The following is a 15,854-nucleotide window of genomic DNA, read 5'->3' as shown; positions in this document are numbered from 1 at the left end:
ATGAGAAGAGTAAGTATTGGAATTTTATCATTGTTGATCCTCTTATCGGGATGTGTTTCTGACCAGGAGAATTTTCAAATTATCTTTGAAAGAGATGTTGAAAATATAGAGAAGTATATCGGAGAGAACGCTATTCCTTCTGTTAAGGAATTCAATGACCCAGCTTTGGGAATCTGGATTTTTTGGCAGGAAACATCAGGAGGTGGTATCAAACCTGAATTGGGAGATACCCTTACTGTGAATTATACCGGCAAGTTGCTCAACAATTCTGTTTTCGATACTTCACACGAGGACGTAGCCAGAGAAAACAACATCTTTGATCCCAACAGAACATATGAACCGATCCAATTTGTATCTGGTTATTCTCAAGTGATCGCTGGATTTGAGTTTGCCCTATTCCAAATGGAACAAGGAGATAAAGCAACTGTGCTTTTCCCTTCCCTTTATGGATATGGTCCTGCGCAACAGCCTGGTATTCCAAGTAACTCTCCATTAATATTTGAATTGGAACTGGTAAAGATCAACGGAATTCAAGAGGAGGAAGTAATCGATGAATAGAATTAAATCAATCATCTTTTTAAGTCTTTTGGCTATCATCGGGTTTGCCTGTGAGCAAAACAGTCCTTTTGGACCTAGATACGATGTAGAAGGAAACCTTGAAAAGGACGCTAAGATCATAGAGGATTTTTTGGCGACAGCTCAGATTGACAGTCTCTACAGAATCCATGATTCCAATGGGGTCGTCATCATTGTTCAGGAAGAAGGCACAGGTGCCAAGCCGGGAGAGTTCAGGTTGGTTTACACCAACTATATAGGAAGACTCTTGGACGGAACGATGTTCGATACCAACTTGGAGGATGTAGCGATTGAAAATGACATCTGGGATGAGGATCGTGTTTATAGAATCTTCCAGTTTACCCTTGGTAGTGGCGAAGCCATACAGGGGTTCAATATTGGCTTTAGACAGCTGAACAGTGGTTCCAAAGCAGTGCTGATCATTCCATCTCCTTGGGCTTATAGAGATCAGGAGAGAGATGATATCCCTGCAAATTCAGTGTTGATGTTTGAAGTGGAATTTCTTGGCTGGGATTAAGCCTTTTGGGATTTTCCAATAGCTAGATTATAGACATAAAAAAAGGTCACCTCAATCAGGTGGCCTTTTTTGTTAACCTTGGGATCAAGGAAGGGACACTTTTTCTGTATTGCTCATACTGATTTCCGAAAAGCTTGATTAATTTTTTTTCTTCGAAATAAATCCCAAAAGGCAGGTAAATGAGCAGGCAGAGGAAATGGATTAAAGATGACATATAGGGTTGGTAAAAAAAGTAGCCTAAGAAGATCAGAATAAGGCCTGAATAAATGGGATGCCTGATGTAGGAATGTATGCCTGTGTGGATAAATTCTCCCTTTTCTTCCAGGTCATCATGTGGCTTTAAGCCTACAAACTTTGGAGTGGAGAAATTTTTGAAGGCTTTGACCATGATGATGGTTCCCAATGCCGCTAGCATAAAACCAATATAAGTGGTCATGTCCGTCATGGCCAGCAAAGCCCACTTTTCAATGGCGGAGGCATAAATGATAATATACAAAAACAGCACAGTGGAAAACAGGGAATACAGTAAGCGGTACCAGACATATGCTTTTCCCAACCAGCTCTTCATTTTTTGCTTGAAATTCAGAGAAGCAAATATGGAGTGTGTGATGTAAAATAGAGCCCATAAAAAGACCAAAACCAGATACGACATAGTTCAATTATTGAATTTTCTGTCAAATTATAAGAAAAGAAGTTATCATTTAAGTTCCATTTGTATTTCTTTTTCGATAACAGTTTTTTGATTGGTATCCTTTTTATAATTTAAAATCTTCAAACCCAAAGTAATGAAGATAGGACTAATCAGGGAAGGGAAAACCCCTCCGGATAGAAGAGTAGCCTTTACGCCAGGACAGATTTTAGAGATACTTGATCAATATGCTGGCGCAATAGAATTTGTTGTAGAATCCAGCCCGATTCGCTGTTATTCGGATCAAGAATATGAAGCGGTTGGAGTGGAAGTTACGGACGACGTGAGCGGATGCGATGTCTTAATGGGGATCAAGGAAGTCCCTGTTAGCCAGTTAATTTCTGACAAAACGTATGTGTTTTTTTCACATACAATCAAGAAACAAGTCTACAATAGGAAATTACTTCAGACCATACTGGAAAAAAACATCCGATTGGTTGATTATGAGGTACTCAAAAATGAAAAGGGAGAGAGAACAGTGGCTTTTGGACGCTGGGCAGGAATAGTTGGGGCGTATAATGGTCTTTGGACTTATGGTAAAAAATCAGGCCTTTTTGATCTAAAAAGAGCATTTGAATGTTTTGACAGGGAAGAATTGGACCAAGAGTTACAAAAGGTACAATTGCCACCGATCAAAATTGTGGTTACCGGTGGAGGAAGAGTGGGTAAAGGTGTCCTGGAAGTATTGAAAACCATTGGGTTAAAGCGGGTGACTCCGCATGACCTTATCCATCAATATTTTGAAGAGCCTGTTTTTACAGTGCTGTCATCCGAAGATTTTAACAGAAGGAAAACGGACGGAGGCTTTGATAAAAAGGAGTTTTATTCTGAACCAGAAAAATATGAAAGCCATTTCCTCAAATATGCCGAGGTCAGTGATATCCTGATGGCAGCGGCTTATTGGGACAACCGTGCTCCAAAGCTTTTCAATAGAGAAGATATCAGTTCTATAGACTTTAATATTTCTGTGATAGCAGATATTACCTGTGATATTGACGGCTCTGTCCCGACTACTGTGAAGGCCTCCAATATTCAGGAACCCGTGTATGACATTGACAGGGAAACCTTTGAGGTTTTGCCAGCCTTTGGGCAGCAGAACAGCATTTCAGTAATGGCCATAGATAATCTACCTACAGAATTACCCCGAAATGCTTCAGAGGATTTTGGAAAGCAATTGATGGAAAATTTTATCCCTGAGCTGTTAAAAGCTGAATCGACCATATTGGAACATGCGACCATAGCCAAGGATGGGGATTTGACCATTGAGTTTATTTATCTTAAAGATTTTGTAGAAAAGGAAGTTGATTGATGAAGAATATCCAAAGATTTATCGAACAGACCGTTTTAAAACCCCAAACGGTAGATAGCGACATTGAAAAGCTGGTAGCTGATGCCAAAAAATATGGGTTTATAGGCATCTGTGTTCCCCCTTTTTGGGTGAAAAAGGCCAAAAGGGAAATCGGTGATGCACCTATACAACTGGTTACTGTGGTAGGCTTTCCGCTTGGTTACCAAATGACGGAAACAAAAGTTTTTGAAACAGAGTTGGCCATTAAGAACGGAGCTGATGAAATAGATGTAGTCTGGTCCATCACTGCCTTTAAGGCGGGGATGAACTGGCCCAAAATTGAGTTGGCCAAATTGGCTCAGGTTTGTCATGAGCATGAGAGAATCCTGAAAGTTATCATTGAAACAGCCTATCTCAGTGATGAAGAAATCATTCAAGCCTGTAAAATCTGTGCAGAAGCAGGAGTCGATTATGTAAAAACGTCTACTGGTTTTGCCCCTGAAGGAGCTAAAGAGCATCATATCAGTTTGATGAGGGCCAATTTACCCAGCAGTGTTGGGATCAAAGCGAGTGGAGGGATAAAAGCCTATGAACAGGCAGTTCAGCTCATAAAAGCTGGAGCAGATCGTATCGGTACCAGTTCCGGTGTCGACATTGTTGAAGCGTCAAAGGGAGATTAAAGGCTCCCTTTTATTTTTGCATTTCAGTTTTATTTACTCTGTCATTTTTGTATGACATTTCCCGGATATCTTCGTTTTTGTTGAAGTAAATAAGTAGAAAGGGAATGATAAAAAAGGTTAGCAGAATATAGGCTATTCCCACAAACCTAGTTCTGTTGGATTCTCTTCCCAAGAGCGTGGCCAGTTTTACTGGAATTTTTCTTATGCCTGGGAAAGGAAGGAAAAGTAGCGCGCCACAGAGATTAAAAAGAAAGTGTACAAGCGCGATACTGATGGCGGCATCAGTTTTATAGATGGCTGCTATGGCTGCAGTGATGGTGGTCCCTATATTCGCCCCGATAATAAATGGGAAGGCCCTTACCAGGGATACTTTTCTACTGGCCACAGCAGGGACCATCAAAGAGGTGGTCACTGTACTGGATTGAACTGCAGCCGTAAAGAAAATACCATAGATAAATGCAATATATGGCTTTTGAAAAATGTGCTTATTGGCCTTGTTAAAATTAGGCGACATAAAGGTTTTCAATACATAGCTAGAGAGGAATTTAATAGAAGCAAAAACCAAAAGTACTCCTAAGATCAGTGAAAGAAAGGGAATAGATATCAGCTCAATCAACCAAAGTGTGAATGGCCTGGTAAATAGAACATTGTAATTGTAAGAACCATCAAAATCACCCCCTAGATCAAAAAATGTAGCAGTGATAAAGGTTGCCATATGACTTAAAAAGCCGAAATAAACTTCTAAGGGAAATAAGATCAATACTGCAAGAATATTGAAAATATCATGAAGAACTCCGGCAGCAAGAGCCTTCTGGAATTCATCTTTTTTCATGAGATAAGAAAATGCAATCAGGGTGCTCGTGATAGTGGTCCCAATGTTGGCACCCATGACCAAGGGTACTGCCTGTGATAGTGAAAGTGATCCGGAAGCTACTACGGCTACAATCATAGCCGTCACGGTTGAGCTGCTTTGAATTAGTGCAGTCATCAATAAACCCACAAATAAACCTACAAAAGGATTGTTGGTAGCCAAAAATAATTCTTCCGCAAACCTGCTGTTTAATTGGGTCATAGAGACGGTGAGCAGGTCAATCGAAAACATGAAAAGCAATAAGCCTAAAAGCAGTTGCAATACTGAAAATACCTTTTTTGAGGTAATATTAGTTTTCGTTGTTTCGCTCATTTATACAAAAAGCCCTCAAGGGGCTAGAGGACGTCCAAATTTGCTACAAAGTAAAAGTAGAATCACCAATTATTTGGTCTTTTCATATGAAGATATTGTTAACATTGAAGAATAAATGACCGTAAAGTTCTGCTTCAGAAATTTTTTTTGATGGATTTACATCGATTAAATCCAATTTTAACTTTATATTAATGCTTAAAGATTCTAGTAAAGCCTGTTTGCATAAAAAATAAGTCCATCAACCGTCTTCTTAACAATTTGGTAATATAAATGCCAAATTATCTTCTTTAACTTTGCAGCGGTTTTAAAATCAGAAACAAACCACCTTTATGGCCAAACTTAAAGATCAAAACATCAATCAAGATGCCCTATCGAAGGTATCTTATTCACTTTTTGATTTTACCAAAAAAGAAAAATCCTTTTTAATTGTCATATGTATTTTGGTATCCATTGCGGGAATCATAACTCCATACACTTATGCTGCAATGTGGTTCGGATTTGCCTTGGCAGCATATTCTGCCATTGCCAATGACAGTATTCAGACTATCGGAACCTTTATCGCCTCCAATTCCGAAAGGAAATGGTATTGGTTGTGGCTGTTTATGGGATTGATTTTCGTAGCAACGGTAACCTACAGCTGGTTTATTTATGATGGTGATGTGAGTTACCAACGGTTACAGGTTCCTGGTTTGGATAAAGCCCCTGAAAATTTTGTGTTCTTGCAGTTGGCAGCACCAATTGTCTTATTAGTCATGACGAGGCTCAGAATGCCTGTTTCTACGACTTTCCTATTGCTGAATGTATTTACCTATAAAGCCGGTACAATATTGGATGTAATGAAGAAAAGTTTCATGGGTTACCTTCTGGCTTTTTTTATTGCTATTATTGTTTGGTTTGCTATAGAGAAACTGGTTAAGACTTTCTTAAAAGGAAAACCAAAGCAGTATTGGTATATCCTCCAGTGGATAACCTCAGGTACGCTTTGGGCAGTTTGGATTATGCAAGATGCGGCCAATATAGCTGTTTTCCTTCCCCGTCAATTGAGTGTTTGGGAATTCGTAGGTTATACCGGCTTTATCTTTATTGGTTTAGGATTCCTGTTCTATATGAAAGGTGACAGAATCCAATCCATTGTCAATGAAAAAACCAGGGTGACGGATGTCCGGGCTGCAACATTGGTTGACTTTGTCTATGCCATTATCCTCTTTTACTTCAAAATGCTCAATAACGTCCCAATGAGTACCACTTGGGTATTTATAGGCTTGCTCGGCGGTAGAGAATTGGCCATTGCATTGGCAAAATCCAAAAAGCTGAGCAAAAGAAAAGCAAGAATCTTCAGGGCATATACATTGGCAAGAAAAGACATTATGAAAGCCACAATAGGGTTGTTGGTTTCTTTGATATTGGCTTTGATCATCAATGAAGGTGTTAGGAATGAAGTTTTTGACTTGTTCAGATGAGATATAGTAACCTATTCAAGGCGCAGGTTTTTATTCAAAAGCCTGCGCTTTTTTATTTTGTATCCTTAATTTGTGATATGGAATTATATACCGATGCCTATTTTATGAATGAGGCCCTTAAGCAGGCAAAAATAGCTTTTGAGGAAGACGAAATTCCCGTTGGGGCAGTTATTGTCTGCCGAAATAAGATTATCGCGAGGGCTTATAACCAAACAGAAAAACTTACCGATGTAACTGCTCACGCAGAAATGTTGGCCATTACCGCTGCTGCCAATGCTTTGGGGGCGAAGTATCTTCCAGAATGCAAATTATATGTAACCCTGGAACCATGTATTATGTGTGCAGGTGCTAGTTTTTGGTCTCAATTAGGTGAGCTGCATTATGCTGCTTCTGATCCCAAGAGAGGATACTCCAATCTTGGCCGGTCAATTTTACACCCTAAAACAAAAGTAAGCAGTGGATTAATGGCTCAGGAATCCAAGGATTTATTGGATGAATTTTTCAAAAAATTGAGAAAATGAATCCTTTTTGCGGATTTTAGAACCATTTTGTGCACAATTTGGTTCTTAAAACGTAAATTGAATTACAATACTATTTAATGTTTAACTATAAACCTTATTTAAAAAATGGCTTTTGAACTACCTAAGTTACCTTATGATTTTAATGCGCTTGAACCACATATCGATGCGCGTACAATGGAGATTCACCATGGTAAACACCACAATGCTTATGTAACCAACCTGAATAATGCAATTGCAGGTACAGATATGGAAAGCAAAAGCTTGGAGGAGTTGATGAAAATAGCAGGTTCCAACACAGCCGTTAGAAACAATGGCGGTGGTCATTATAACCACACTCTTTTCTGGAACATCATGTCACCAAACGGTGGAGGTCAGCCAACAGGTGAGTTAGCAGCAGCCATCGATGCAAAATTCGGTTCTTTTGATGCTTTCAAAGATGAGTTTTCAAAAGCTGCTGCCACCAGATTCGGCTCAGGATGGGCTTGGTTAGTAGTAGATGCAAATAAGCAACTTGCTGTATCTTCTACCCCAAATCAGGACAATCCGCTAATGGATGTTGCCGAAGTAAAAGGAACTCCAATTTTGGGCATTGATGTTTGGGAACATGCTTATTACTTACATTACCAAAACAGAAGACCTGATTATGTGGGTGCTTTTTGGAATGTAATCAACTGGGATGAAGTCAGCAAAAGATATGCTGCAGCAAAATAATTGAAGCCTAACTTCAATATCAAAAGCCCTGAAGTAAATCCACTTCAGGGCTTTTTTGTGTCCTAATCGAACAAAAATACTGTTCGATATTGATACAGTATATTGATCGACAGTTTTTATAAGTATCTGAAAATGAAATAATTAAAATATTTTTTTCATTATGGCATCTAATTTTCATAAGGCTTGGTACAGTACTATGAAAGCTAAACCAACTATTATGAAAATCTCAACACAAATTTTTACTGCTCTTTTCTTCTTCTTTTTGGGAATGAGCAATTTGGCCGCCAAGGAGTTCTCCCAGATTATGGGAAAGGTGGCTGACGAAAAAGGAGAAGTACTTCCTTTTGCAAACGTGGCCCTTGTAGAGGTAGGATCCGGGACTTTACTTACCGGAGCAGTCACAGATGATGAGGGCAAATTTCTGATTGAATCTGCCCGTGCAGGAAAGGTCCAATTGGTGGTTTCTTCTATCGGATTCGAAACTTTCAAATCAGAGGCTTTTGATATCAAGCCGGGAATGACCAAGGAGTTTGGCATTATTTCCATCAAAGAAGATGCCGCCAACCTATCTGAAGTAACCGTGAGAGCGACCAGACCGGAAATCATTGTAGAAGCCGATAAAACGACCATCAATGTGGAAGGCACCGTCATGGCGGAAGGCAATACGGCCTTGGATGTGATCGCAAGATCTCCAGGGGTATATGTGGACGACAACAATAACATCAACCTGAACGGCAGGTCCGGGGTTACCGTCATGATCAATGACCGTCAGACGTATATGAGCGCAGCTGATCTGGCCAATTTCCTAAGGTCTATGCCGGCGGAGAACATCAAAAGTATAGAAATCATCAATAACCCAACTTCCCGCTTTGATGCGGAAGGTGGTGCAGGGGTGATCAATATCCGATTAAAGAAAAACAATATCGATGGGGTATTCGGAAATGTGCACGTTGGTGGTAATTACAATGGAATCTTTGGGAAGAATACAGGGATGTCCGTCAATGTCAAGAAAGGAAAATGGACCAATCAGGCAAGTTTGAATTACAATGAATTCAATTTTGACAATGAGCTGGCGATCAACAGGAATTTTCAATTGGAACAGGGTGTATCTAATTTTGATCAAAACAGCAACCTGACCATGTATAACAAGAGCTTATTTTTTACCGGAGCCTCCGATTATGAAATCAATCAAAACCACAGTGTGGGCGCAACTATACAGGCTTCAGATTATAAGGGAGAGGTTATTGGGAAGGCACTGACTGAAATTGACAATCCAGGAACCGATGATCTCTTCTATTTAAGATCTTTGAATGACAGTGATTCTAAAAATAGAAGGCTTTTTGGTAATATCCACTATGTTGGTTTGCTCGATTCATTGGGTACAAAGTTGACCTCTGATATTGATTTTACCAGAATGACTTCATCTTCCAATTCTTTGTTGACGAATACAAGCTGGATGAATGATAATGAAGCCCAATCCGCAAGAGATTTTATCCTGACCCTAAATGATATGGAGTACGATATTTTCACTGCAAAAGTGGACTTTATCAAGCCCTTTGGTAAAGGAAGGGTCCTGGAATCAGGATTGAAAGGAAGCTGGGTGAAGTCAGACAATAATCTGGATTTGAGTAAGGCTGTTGAGGAAGAACCGTTCCAACCAGACCCTAATAGCAACAGGTTTATTTATGAAGAAAATGTATTGGCTGCTTATACTTCTTATAAAAGCAAGTTTTCTGAGAATGTGAGCTTTCAGGCAGGTTTGAGAATGGAGTATTCCGATATCACCGGAACCTCAGTCACCTTAGATCAAGTCAATACCCAAAGATATGTTGATTTATTTCCCAGTGTGAATGTTCAGCAAAAAGTAAGCAAGGAGTATCAGATCATCTACAATGCCAATAGAAGGATTACCCGTCCCAATTACAGACTTCTGAATCCATTTGTGTATTACATAGACCCATTGACAACAGAGACCGGTAATCCGAATTTGAGGCCACAATATGCCCACAATGTGGAAATGAACCATGTGTACAAAAACGCCTATCAGTTTACCATCGGCTATTCCTTGACCAATGATGTGTTCCAGCAGATCTTTACCCAGGATGAGGAAACCAGAACCACCACAACATTCAATGCCAATTTGGACAAATCCCAGACCTGGAATTTCAGAGCAATGATTCCTGTGGAAATAAGGTCTTGGTGGAATACCAGCAATATGGTTCAGGTGACCAATTCCAGATGGAAATCTATGATTGGCGATGCTTTGTTGGATGTATCCCAAACCTCACTTACTTTAAGGTCTCAGCACACCTTGAATCTACCTGCCGGATTCAAGGCAGAAGTTATGGGAATGTATGTAGGACCATCACAATACGGCCAGGCAAAAATTAAAGGTTTTGGATGGGTAGATGCAGGTTTCACAAAAGGTTTCAACAAAGATAAACTTACCTTATCCGTGAATGGTACCGACTTGTTCAGAAGCCAGATAATCCGTGCAAATGTTCAATTTGACAAGATAGATACCAAATTTCAGCAATATAGAAATACTCAGGGAGTAAGGGTTACTTTGAGGTATAAGTTTGCCCAAGGCGAAAGCTTTAGGGTGGCCAATAGAAGCGGTAGTTCTGAAGAAAGGAACAGATTGGATTGATTTTTTTATGGCTCCCTTTTGCAGATGAAGGGGGCCGTTTTTATTTTAAAATGTTAAATTGAAGAAATTAAATTTTATGATCATGAAGAATTTAGTCATCATCATGCTCCTTTTTTTCGGAGCGCAGGAGTTGGTAGGCCAACAATTGGATAAGAAAAAATTGGACCAGTATTTTGAAGCACTGGAAGCAGGTAATAAACTAATGGGAAGTGTAACATTATCTCAGGAAGGTAAGGTAATCTATCAAAAATCCATTGGTTACGCCGATTTGGATCAGGAAATAAAAGCTAAACCGGAATTCAAATATCGTGTTGGATCCATTTCGAAAATGTTCACAGCCGTATTGGTAATGAAAGCCATTGAAGAAGGAAGATTAAGTCTTGAACAGACGATTGAAACTTTTTTTCCTGAGCTTGAAAATGCTTCAAACATTAGTATCAGCCAACTGATGAGCCATCGCAGTGGGATTTTCAGTGTTACCTCTAGACCGGATTATCTTTCCTGGAATGAACATCCCAAATCCAGAGATGGTCTCTACAAACTGATTTTGGATGGAACTGCGGTTTTTGATCCGGATACAAAAGCCGAGTATAGCAATTCCAATTACATCCTTTTGACTTGGATTCTGGAAGATACTTTCAAGCAGGACATCTCATCACTTGTAGAACAATACATTTCTAAGCCATTGCATTTGAGAAATACTTATATTGGGAAGGAGGCTTCAGTGGAAAATGGGGAAGTGTATTCTTATAAATTCCTCGGAGAATGGCAAAAAGCTGGTGAAACCCATATGTCCATCCCATTAGGAGCAGGAGCGATAGTGGCTTCTACGGAGGATCTCACAAAATTTATCGAGGGATTGTTTGCCGGCGACTTGATTTCCATTGAAAGCCTTGAATTGATGAAAGAAATGCAGGATAATTTTGGAAGAGGAATGTTCAAAATTCCGTATCACGATAAGGTATCATTTGGGCATACAGGGGGTATTGATGAATTCAAGTCCATGCTGAGCTATTTTCCTGATGATAGACTAAGCATCGCTATTTCTGTCAATGGCTCTACCATCGATCCCAATCAGGCAGCCTTGACCGTTTTGGATGCATATTTTGGAAAGGATTTTGAAGTTCCCAGCTTTAAAGACACCAACATCAGTAGTGAAGAGTTGGATCAGTACCTAGGTCTTTACAGTAGCCCTTCTTTTCCACTACAGATTACCATTACAAAGGACAGCTTAGTTTTGAATGCACAGGCTACAGGGCAACCTGCTTTCTCCCTAACCTATGAGGGCGATCATGTTTTTACGTTTTATCAGGCAAGGTTGACATTGGTTTTTGATCCTGATCAAGATCAAATGACGCTCAAGCAAGGAGGCGGGGAGTTTGTGTTAAAAAGGAATGCGGTGGAAAAATAAGAATTGAAACTCAAATAAAGGGGATTTTCCCCTTTATTTGAGGATATAGCTCAAGCCTACTGTGGCTACGATATTTTTTCTATCCAAACCAGGTATAAAGTACTGATCCGGTTGATTTTCCAGGTACCACATATAATTCAGCGTATTGACATATTGGAAGTTGCCATGAACAAGTAGGTTACCAAACCTCCAGTCAGCTACTAAAGAGGGTACTAAGTCCACATATTTATTTCGCCAATCTTTAGACAATTCATATCTGAAATAGTAAAAATCATTGTTGTAGACGATTCTTTCAAAATGAAAGGCGATTCTATTGAAATTTTTTACCCAGCCTATTTCTATCCAATTGACATTGGAAGCGGGGCCATAGCCGACGCCCAGTACTTGTCCATTATGGGTGTAACCATGTCGTACATGGTCATGGATGTACCAAGTGTCGAGGTTTCGGATACTCTCCCTGATTGTTTGTCCAGTCTGTGTCATTTCAGCACTGATCTGAAGGAATTGTCCTGGCTTCTTGAGTGGCATCAGGTTTGAAAAACCAAAGGTAAAACCCCTGTTTCTCTCTGGTGTAATCAGAAAATCACTGAATCTTCTGCTATTGCCATTGGTACCATATTCCCCATAAAATTCAAAATGACCTTCAGGAGCTATCCACCTGAAAAACCCTGAGCTGAACTGCTGTCTTTTGTTCCTGATAGGGTTAAAGACATTGGGAGGCCCCTTTTGACCATTAAAGAATGGTACATAATCTCCCCAGGTTTCCATATCATTTCTATAAAGGTGGTTCGTGGCTGAGTATCCTAAGAAAAGACCAGGAACCCATTTTGGTTGATAGCTGAGGATGATGCCAGATAAATAGCGATTGTCCAGTTCTCTTTTGGGAATCAGTACAGGGTTATTCTGTAAGCGATAATCAGGATGTGGTGGGAGAAACCCAGAGTTATTCAGAAAACCAGCAATCATTTGTCCTTCGAAATGTCCGATAGGACTTTCAATAGGTTTGAGGGTGTTGGCCGTGAAGTGCAAAAATCCCTGGGCATTGTTGCTCAGGATAAGGGAATTTCTCCTGGAAGGACCCCACCAAAGATTTTCAGTGGAAAGCCCAAATGAGAAATTTCCCGGATTGAACCTGATGCTGGATTGGCCTGGAAGTAGCTTATTGTAAGATCCTGTCCCGAATCTTTCAGGCATATCGATCCGGTTCATGTATTCGTAGTAATAAAGGATAGTTGCCTGATGGCCTATCGGAAATCCTAGGTAGTCTTTGTTTTGGGCCATCAATAATTCAGGTTGCAACTGCACTGAGAATTTCCCTTCCTGAAAGTAAAAACCTGCACTCAACACAGTTTGAAGACCCCTGTTTGGGATCATCGCGCCATTATTCAGTCCAAAAGCATAGTCAGAATTGTATTGTGTTCTCAAAGTAATCGGCATTGCCATGAGGATACCGTCCTGATCTTCTCCGAGTTTCATGTGAATTCCGGAGATATCAAAATCTGTAAAGGTACTGTCCAAATCAATTCCATTGTACCTGTCAAAAGCATAGGCAGGATGCAAAGGACGGATCGCAAAGGATGATTTGTCACTAATGTTGCCTAAAAGCTGCATTCTCCTCATGTATTCCTCAAGAACAGGGGTATTGAGTGGTACAGTTTGGGCAATTATATTCTGGTTCAACCCTAGAACAAAAAAAGCAAAGAAGCTATATAAAAGATTTTTGAAACGCATGATATCTGTTTAAATGACCACCATAGTCGTTACTTCAATTTTACCTACTGACCAACTCTCATCACATGCCGGGTTAGGATTATCCAATTGGAAAAGCTCATCACCCAAGCTGATTTTCAGGCTGTTGCCATAATGCTTGATTGTTCTACTGATTCGGTACTTTGTGGTATAATTTTGAAATGCACCGAAAAGGCATAACCCAGGGAGATTTGTCTGTATGGCTCCTGTTTTTGGAAAGTTTTGTCTGAAGTAATCATTCGGATAAGACTGCCTTAGGCAAAATAAAGACTCACAGGGTGAATTGGAGAAAGTGGTCCTCAGTACCTCTTCATCATCCAATTTCATGTACCAAAAATCAGGGCCATTAAAACCATCATCGGGATTGCCGTCCCAGCTATCATGCACCAAGAGCTCAATTTCTACTTTTACGGTGTTGTGACCGGGCAAGTCAGGAATTATAACTGTAGTCTCTTCATTATGAAAGAAGCCAAGAAGTGTATCACCATAGAAAATAAAGAGCCTGGCATTGTCAAAATTCCTTAAATCCAAAGTTCCAAAATTATTCGAATACACGACCTGTTGACTTTCTATTTTATCTTCACAAGATGTAAACAATGAAACTGAGGATAAGGCTACTAAAAATATAAATAAGCTTCGGGTTAACTGGAAAAACATTTTTTTAAATCAATTAAGAAATGGACAAATCTTCTGATCACAAAGTGAAACAACTCACAAATAAACGAAATTTAAGCTTAAAATGGTCTTTTTGATGTTGTAAATATCTATCGACCAGATTTGCCGAATCAGCTATATTGGCTAATTTGCATATTCATTTATCTCATTTTTATATGATCAACATTACTTTAGTAGCAGGAGCAAGGCCAAATTTCATGAAAATTGCCCCCATTGTTCACGCTGTACAGGCAAGACAAAAAGCAGGCCAACAGATCTTCTACAGGCTTGTCCATACAGGCCAGCATTATGATAAAAAAATGTCGGGGGATTTTTTCGAACAGCTCAATATTCCTGAACCGGATGCCAATCTGGGAGGAGGTGGAGGAACCCAGGCAGAACAGACTGCGGCTATTATGGTGGCTTTTGAAAAAGAATTGATGACCAATAGGCCGGATTTGGTGATTGTCGTAGGGGATGTGACCTCAACCTTGGCCTGTTCAATTGCAGCTAAGAAATTGGTAATTGAGGTGGCCCATGTGGAGGGCGGTATCCGCTCAGGGGATTTAAGCATGCCGGAAGAAATCAACAGAATGGTTACGGATAGCATTACTGACCATTTTTTCACCACTTCTGAGATTGCCAACAATAATTTGAGAAAATTAGGCGTACCTGAATCAAGTATTCATTTTGTTGGGAACACCATGATCGATACCCTGATGGCCAATATGGAAAGATTCCAAAAGCCGCAAGGAGAAATCTTTGATAAGCTTCAAGCAGGACAATATTTCGTTATGACCATGCACAGACCTGCGAATGTGGATCAGGAGGAAAAGTTAAAAGAAATGATCGATGCTATCATGGAAGGAACCCAGGGTCTGCCGGTTATTTTCCCTGTTCACCCAAGGACAGCCAAAAACCTGCAACATCTGGGCATCAGTGATCCCAGCCTGTTTATGACAGAACCTTTGTCTTATTTGGAATTCAATTATTTGGTCAAAAATGCCAAAGGAGTGATTACCGATTCCGGAGGGATTACCGAAGAGGCATCTGTCATGAATGTACCTTGCATTACCCTTAGGGAAAATACCGAAAGAGCGGAAACAATTGAATTGGGTACAAATGAATTAGTGGGTACCAACCCCAAAAACCTGAAACCCTATTTGGATAAATTGATGCGGGGTGATTGGAAAAAATATAAGGGGATACCTTATTGGGATGGCAGAAGTGCAGGAAGAATTGTGGATAAAATCATTGAGATTTACGGTTAATGCAGGACAGGATAAATGAATTAGTCGAGAAACTTCAATTGAAGCCCCATCCTGAGGGCGGCTATTATGCCGAAACCTACAGGTCCGAATGGGAAGTTACTACGGATCATGGAAGCAGAAGTCTGATGACCTGTATCTATTTTTTGTTGACCTCCGATAATTCCTCCAAATTTCATCAGATCAAGAGTGATGAAATGTGGTTTTTTCATGAGGGGAGCCCCTTAACCGTCCATGTGTTTTCTGACAAGGGCTATGAAAAATTGTTGGTAGGACCATCTGACCAAGAGGGTCACCTGCCTTACCAATTGGTAAAATCAGGCGTCATTTTTGGATCAACGGTTGACCAAGAAGACAGTTACAGTTTGGTATCCTGTGTGGTGGCACCAGGATTTGATTTTGAGGACTTTAGATTGGTTTCGAAAGAAGAATTGATGGAACACTGGCCGGAGGAAACTGAAATTATCCACAGATTGACTTGATAGAGACAAACAATTT

At 40.0% G+C, this 15,854-nt stretch carries 15 protein-coding genes; 11 read left to right on the top strand and 4 right to left on the bottom strand.

What is annotated here, in order from left to right; translation table 11 throughout:
• Window positions 1-558: an FKBP-type peptidyl-prolyl cis-trans isomerase gene (locus tag ACFFIP_RS01170; RefSeq protein WP_382385728.1), complete on the top strand. Its 558-nt coding sequence runs from the start codon at window positions 1-3 to the stop codon at window positions 556-558.
• Window positions 551-1,093 (top strand): FKBP-type peptidyl-prolyl cis-trans isomerase, encoded by a 543-nt coding sequence (locus ACFFIP_RS01165; RefSeq protein ID WP_382385727.1) that lies wholly within the window; start codon window positions 551-553, stop codon window positions 1,091-1,093. The genes ACFFIP_RS01170 and ACFFIP_RS01165 overlap by 8 nt, the downstream gene beginning before the upstream one ends.
• A gap of 55 nt (window positions 1,094-1,148) precedes the next feature.
• Here the strand turns inward: ACFFIP_RS01165 and ACFFIP_RS01160 are convergent, their stop codons facing one another.
• On the bottom strand, window positions 1,149-1,745 hold the full coding sequence (locus ACFFIP_RS01160; protein WP_382385726.1) for a methyltransferase family protein: 597 nt from the start codon (window positions 1,743-1,745) through the stop codon (window positions 1,149-1,151).
• A 133-nt stretch (window positions 1,746-1,878) separates the two neighbouring features.
• On the opposite strand from ACFFIP_RS01160, the gene ACFFIP_RS01155 reads away from it, so the two are divergent.
• Both ACFFIP_RS01155 and deoC read left to right on the top strand, forming a co-directional pair.
• Window positions 1,879-3,090 carry an NAD(P)-dependent oxidoreductase gene (locus ACFFIP_RS01155; RefSeq protein WP_382385725.1) on the top strand — a complete coding sequence of 404 codons (1,212 nt, stop codon included), beginning with the start codon at window positions 1,879-1,881 and terminating at the stop codon, window positions 3,088-3,090.
• Window positions 3,090-3,749, top strand: a complete 660-nt coding sequence (gene deoC, locus ACFFIP_RS01150; protein ID WP_382385724.1) for a deoxyribose-phosphate aldolase — start codon at window positions 3,090-3,092, stop codon at window positions 3,747-3,749. The genes ACFFIP_RS01155 and deoC overlap by 1 nt, the downstream gene beginning before the upstream one ends.
• A 10-nt stretch (window positions 3,750-3,759) precedes the next feature.
• Here deoC and ACFFIP_RS01145 read toward each other — a convergent pair whose 3' ends face one another.
• Window positions 3,760-4,932 (bottom strand): Na/Pi symporter, encoded by a 1,173-nt coding sequence (locus tag ACFFIP_RS01145; protein ID WP_382385723.1) that lies wholly within the window; start codon window positions 4,930-4,932, stop codon window positions 3,760-3,762.
• Between the two features lie 329 nt (window positions 4,933-5,261).
• Between ACFFIP_RS01145 and ACFFIP_RS01140 the strand changes: the two genes are divergently transcribed.
• The 5 genes from ACFFIP_RS01140 to ACFFIP_RS01120 all read left to right on the top strand — a co-directional run bounded on the left by ACFFIP_RS01140 (window position 5,262) and on the right by ACFFIP_RS01120 (window position 11,685).
• Window positions 5,262-6,392, top strand: a complete 1,131-nt coding sequence (locus ACFFIP_RS01140) for a hypothetical protein (RefSeq protein WP_382385722.1) — start codon at window positions 5,262-5,264, stop codon at window positions 6,390-6,392.
• A gap of 77 nt (window positions 6,393-6,469) precedes the next feature.
• The gene (locus ACFFIP_RS01135) at window positions 6,470-6,913 is read left to right on the top strand and encodes a nucleoside deaminase (RefSeq protein ID WP_382385721.1); all 444 of its coding nucleotides are present in this window, start codon (window positions 6,470-6,472) and stop codon (window positions 6,911-6,913) included.
• A gap of 105 nt (window positions 6,914-7,018) precedes the next feature.
• Complete coding sequence (locus ACFFIP_RS01130; protein ID WP_382385720.1) at window positions 7,019-7,624, top strand: superoxide dismutase; 606 nt, start codon at window positions 7,019-7,021, stop codon at window positions 7,622-7,624.
• Window positions 7,625-7,841: 217 nt separating this feature from the next.
• Window positions 7,842-10,274 carry a TonB-dependent receptor gene (locus ACFFIP_RS01125; RefSeq protein WP_382385719.1) on the top strand — a complete coding sequence of 811 codons (2,433 nt, stop codon included), beginning with the start codon at window positions 7,842-7,844 and terminating at the stop codon, window positions 10,272-10,274.
• Between the two features lie 82 nt (window positions 10,275-10,356).
• Window positions 10,357-11,685 carry a serine hydrolase domain-containing protein gene (locus ACFFIP_RS01120; protein ID WP_382385718.1) on the top strand — a complete coding sequence of 443 codons (1,329 nt, stop codon included), beginning with the start codon at window positions 10,357-10,359 and terminating at the stop codon, window positions 11,683-11,685.
• A 33-nt stretch (window positions 11,686-11,718) separates the two neighbouring features.
• Here the strand turns inward: ACFFIP_RS01120 and ACFFIP_RS01115 are convergent, their stop codons facing one another.
• The gene (locus ACFFIP_RS01115; RefSeq protein ID WP_382385717.1) at window positions 11,719-13,416 is read right to left on the bottom strand and encodes a capsule assembly Wzi family protein; all 1,698 of its coding nucleotides are present in this window, start codon (window positions 13,414-13,416) and stop codon (window positions 11,719-11,721) included.
• Window positions 13,417-13,425: 9 nt separating this feature from the next.
• A complete protein-coding gene (locus ACFFIP_RS01110) occupies window positions 13,426-13,989 on the bottom strand; it encodes a hypothetical protein (RefSeq protein ID WP_382385716.1) in 564 nt (187 codons plus the stop codon).
• Window positions 13,990-14,264: 275 nt separating this feature from the next.
• On the opposite strand from ACFFIP_RS01110, the gene wecB reads away from it, so the two are divergent.
• Both wecB and ACFFIP_RS01100 read left to right on the top strand, forming a co-directional pair.
• Window positions 14,265-15,359, top strand: a complete 1,095-nt coding sequence (gene wecB / locus ACFFIP_RS01105; RefSeq protein ID WP_382385715.1) for a non-hydrolyzing UDP-N-acetylglucosamine 2-epimerase — start codon at window positions 14,265-14,267, stop codon at window positions 15,357-15,359.
• Window positions 15,359-15,838, top strand: coding sequence for a cupin domain-containing protein (locus ACFFIP_RS01100; RefSeq protein WP_382385714.1), 480 nt, complete (start codon window positions 15,359-15,361; stop codon window positions 15,836-15,838). Before wecB ends, ACFFIP_RS01100 begins: the two co-directional genes overlap by 1 nt.
• The last annotated feature ends 16 nt before the right edge of the window (window positions 15,839-15,854 follow it).

Source organism: Fontibacter flavus, from assembly GCF_042432905.1.
GTDB lineage: Bacteria > Bacteroidota > Bacteroidia > Cytophagales > Cyclobacteriaceae > Fontibacter > Fontibacter flavus.
The sequence above is the reverse complement of the archived record's forward strand: the minus strand, read 5'-3'. Positions and strand labels throughout refer to the sequence as shown.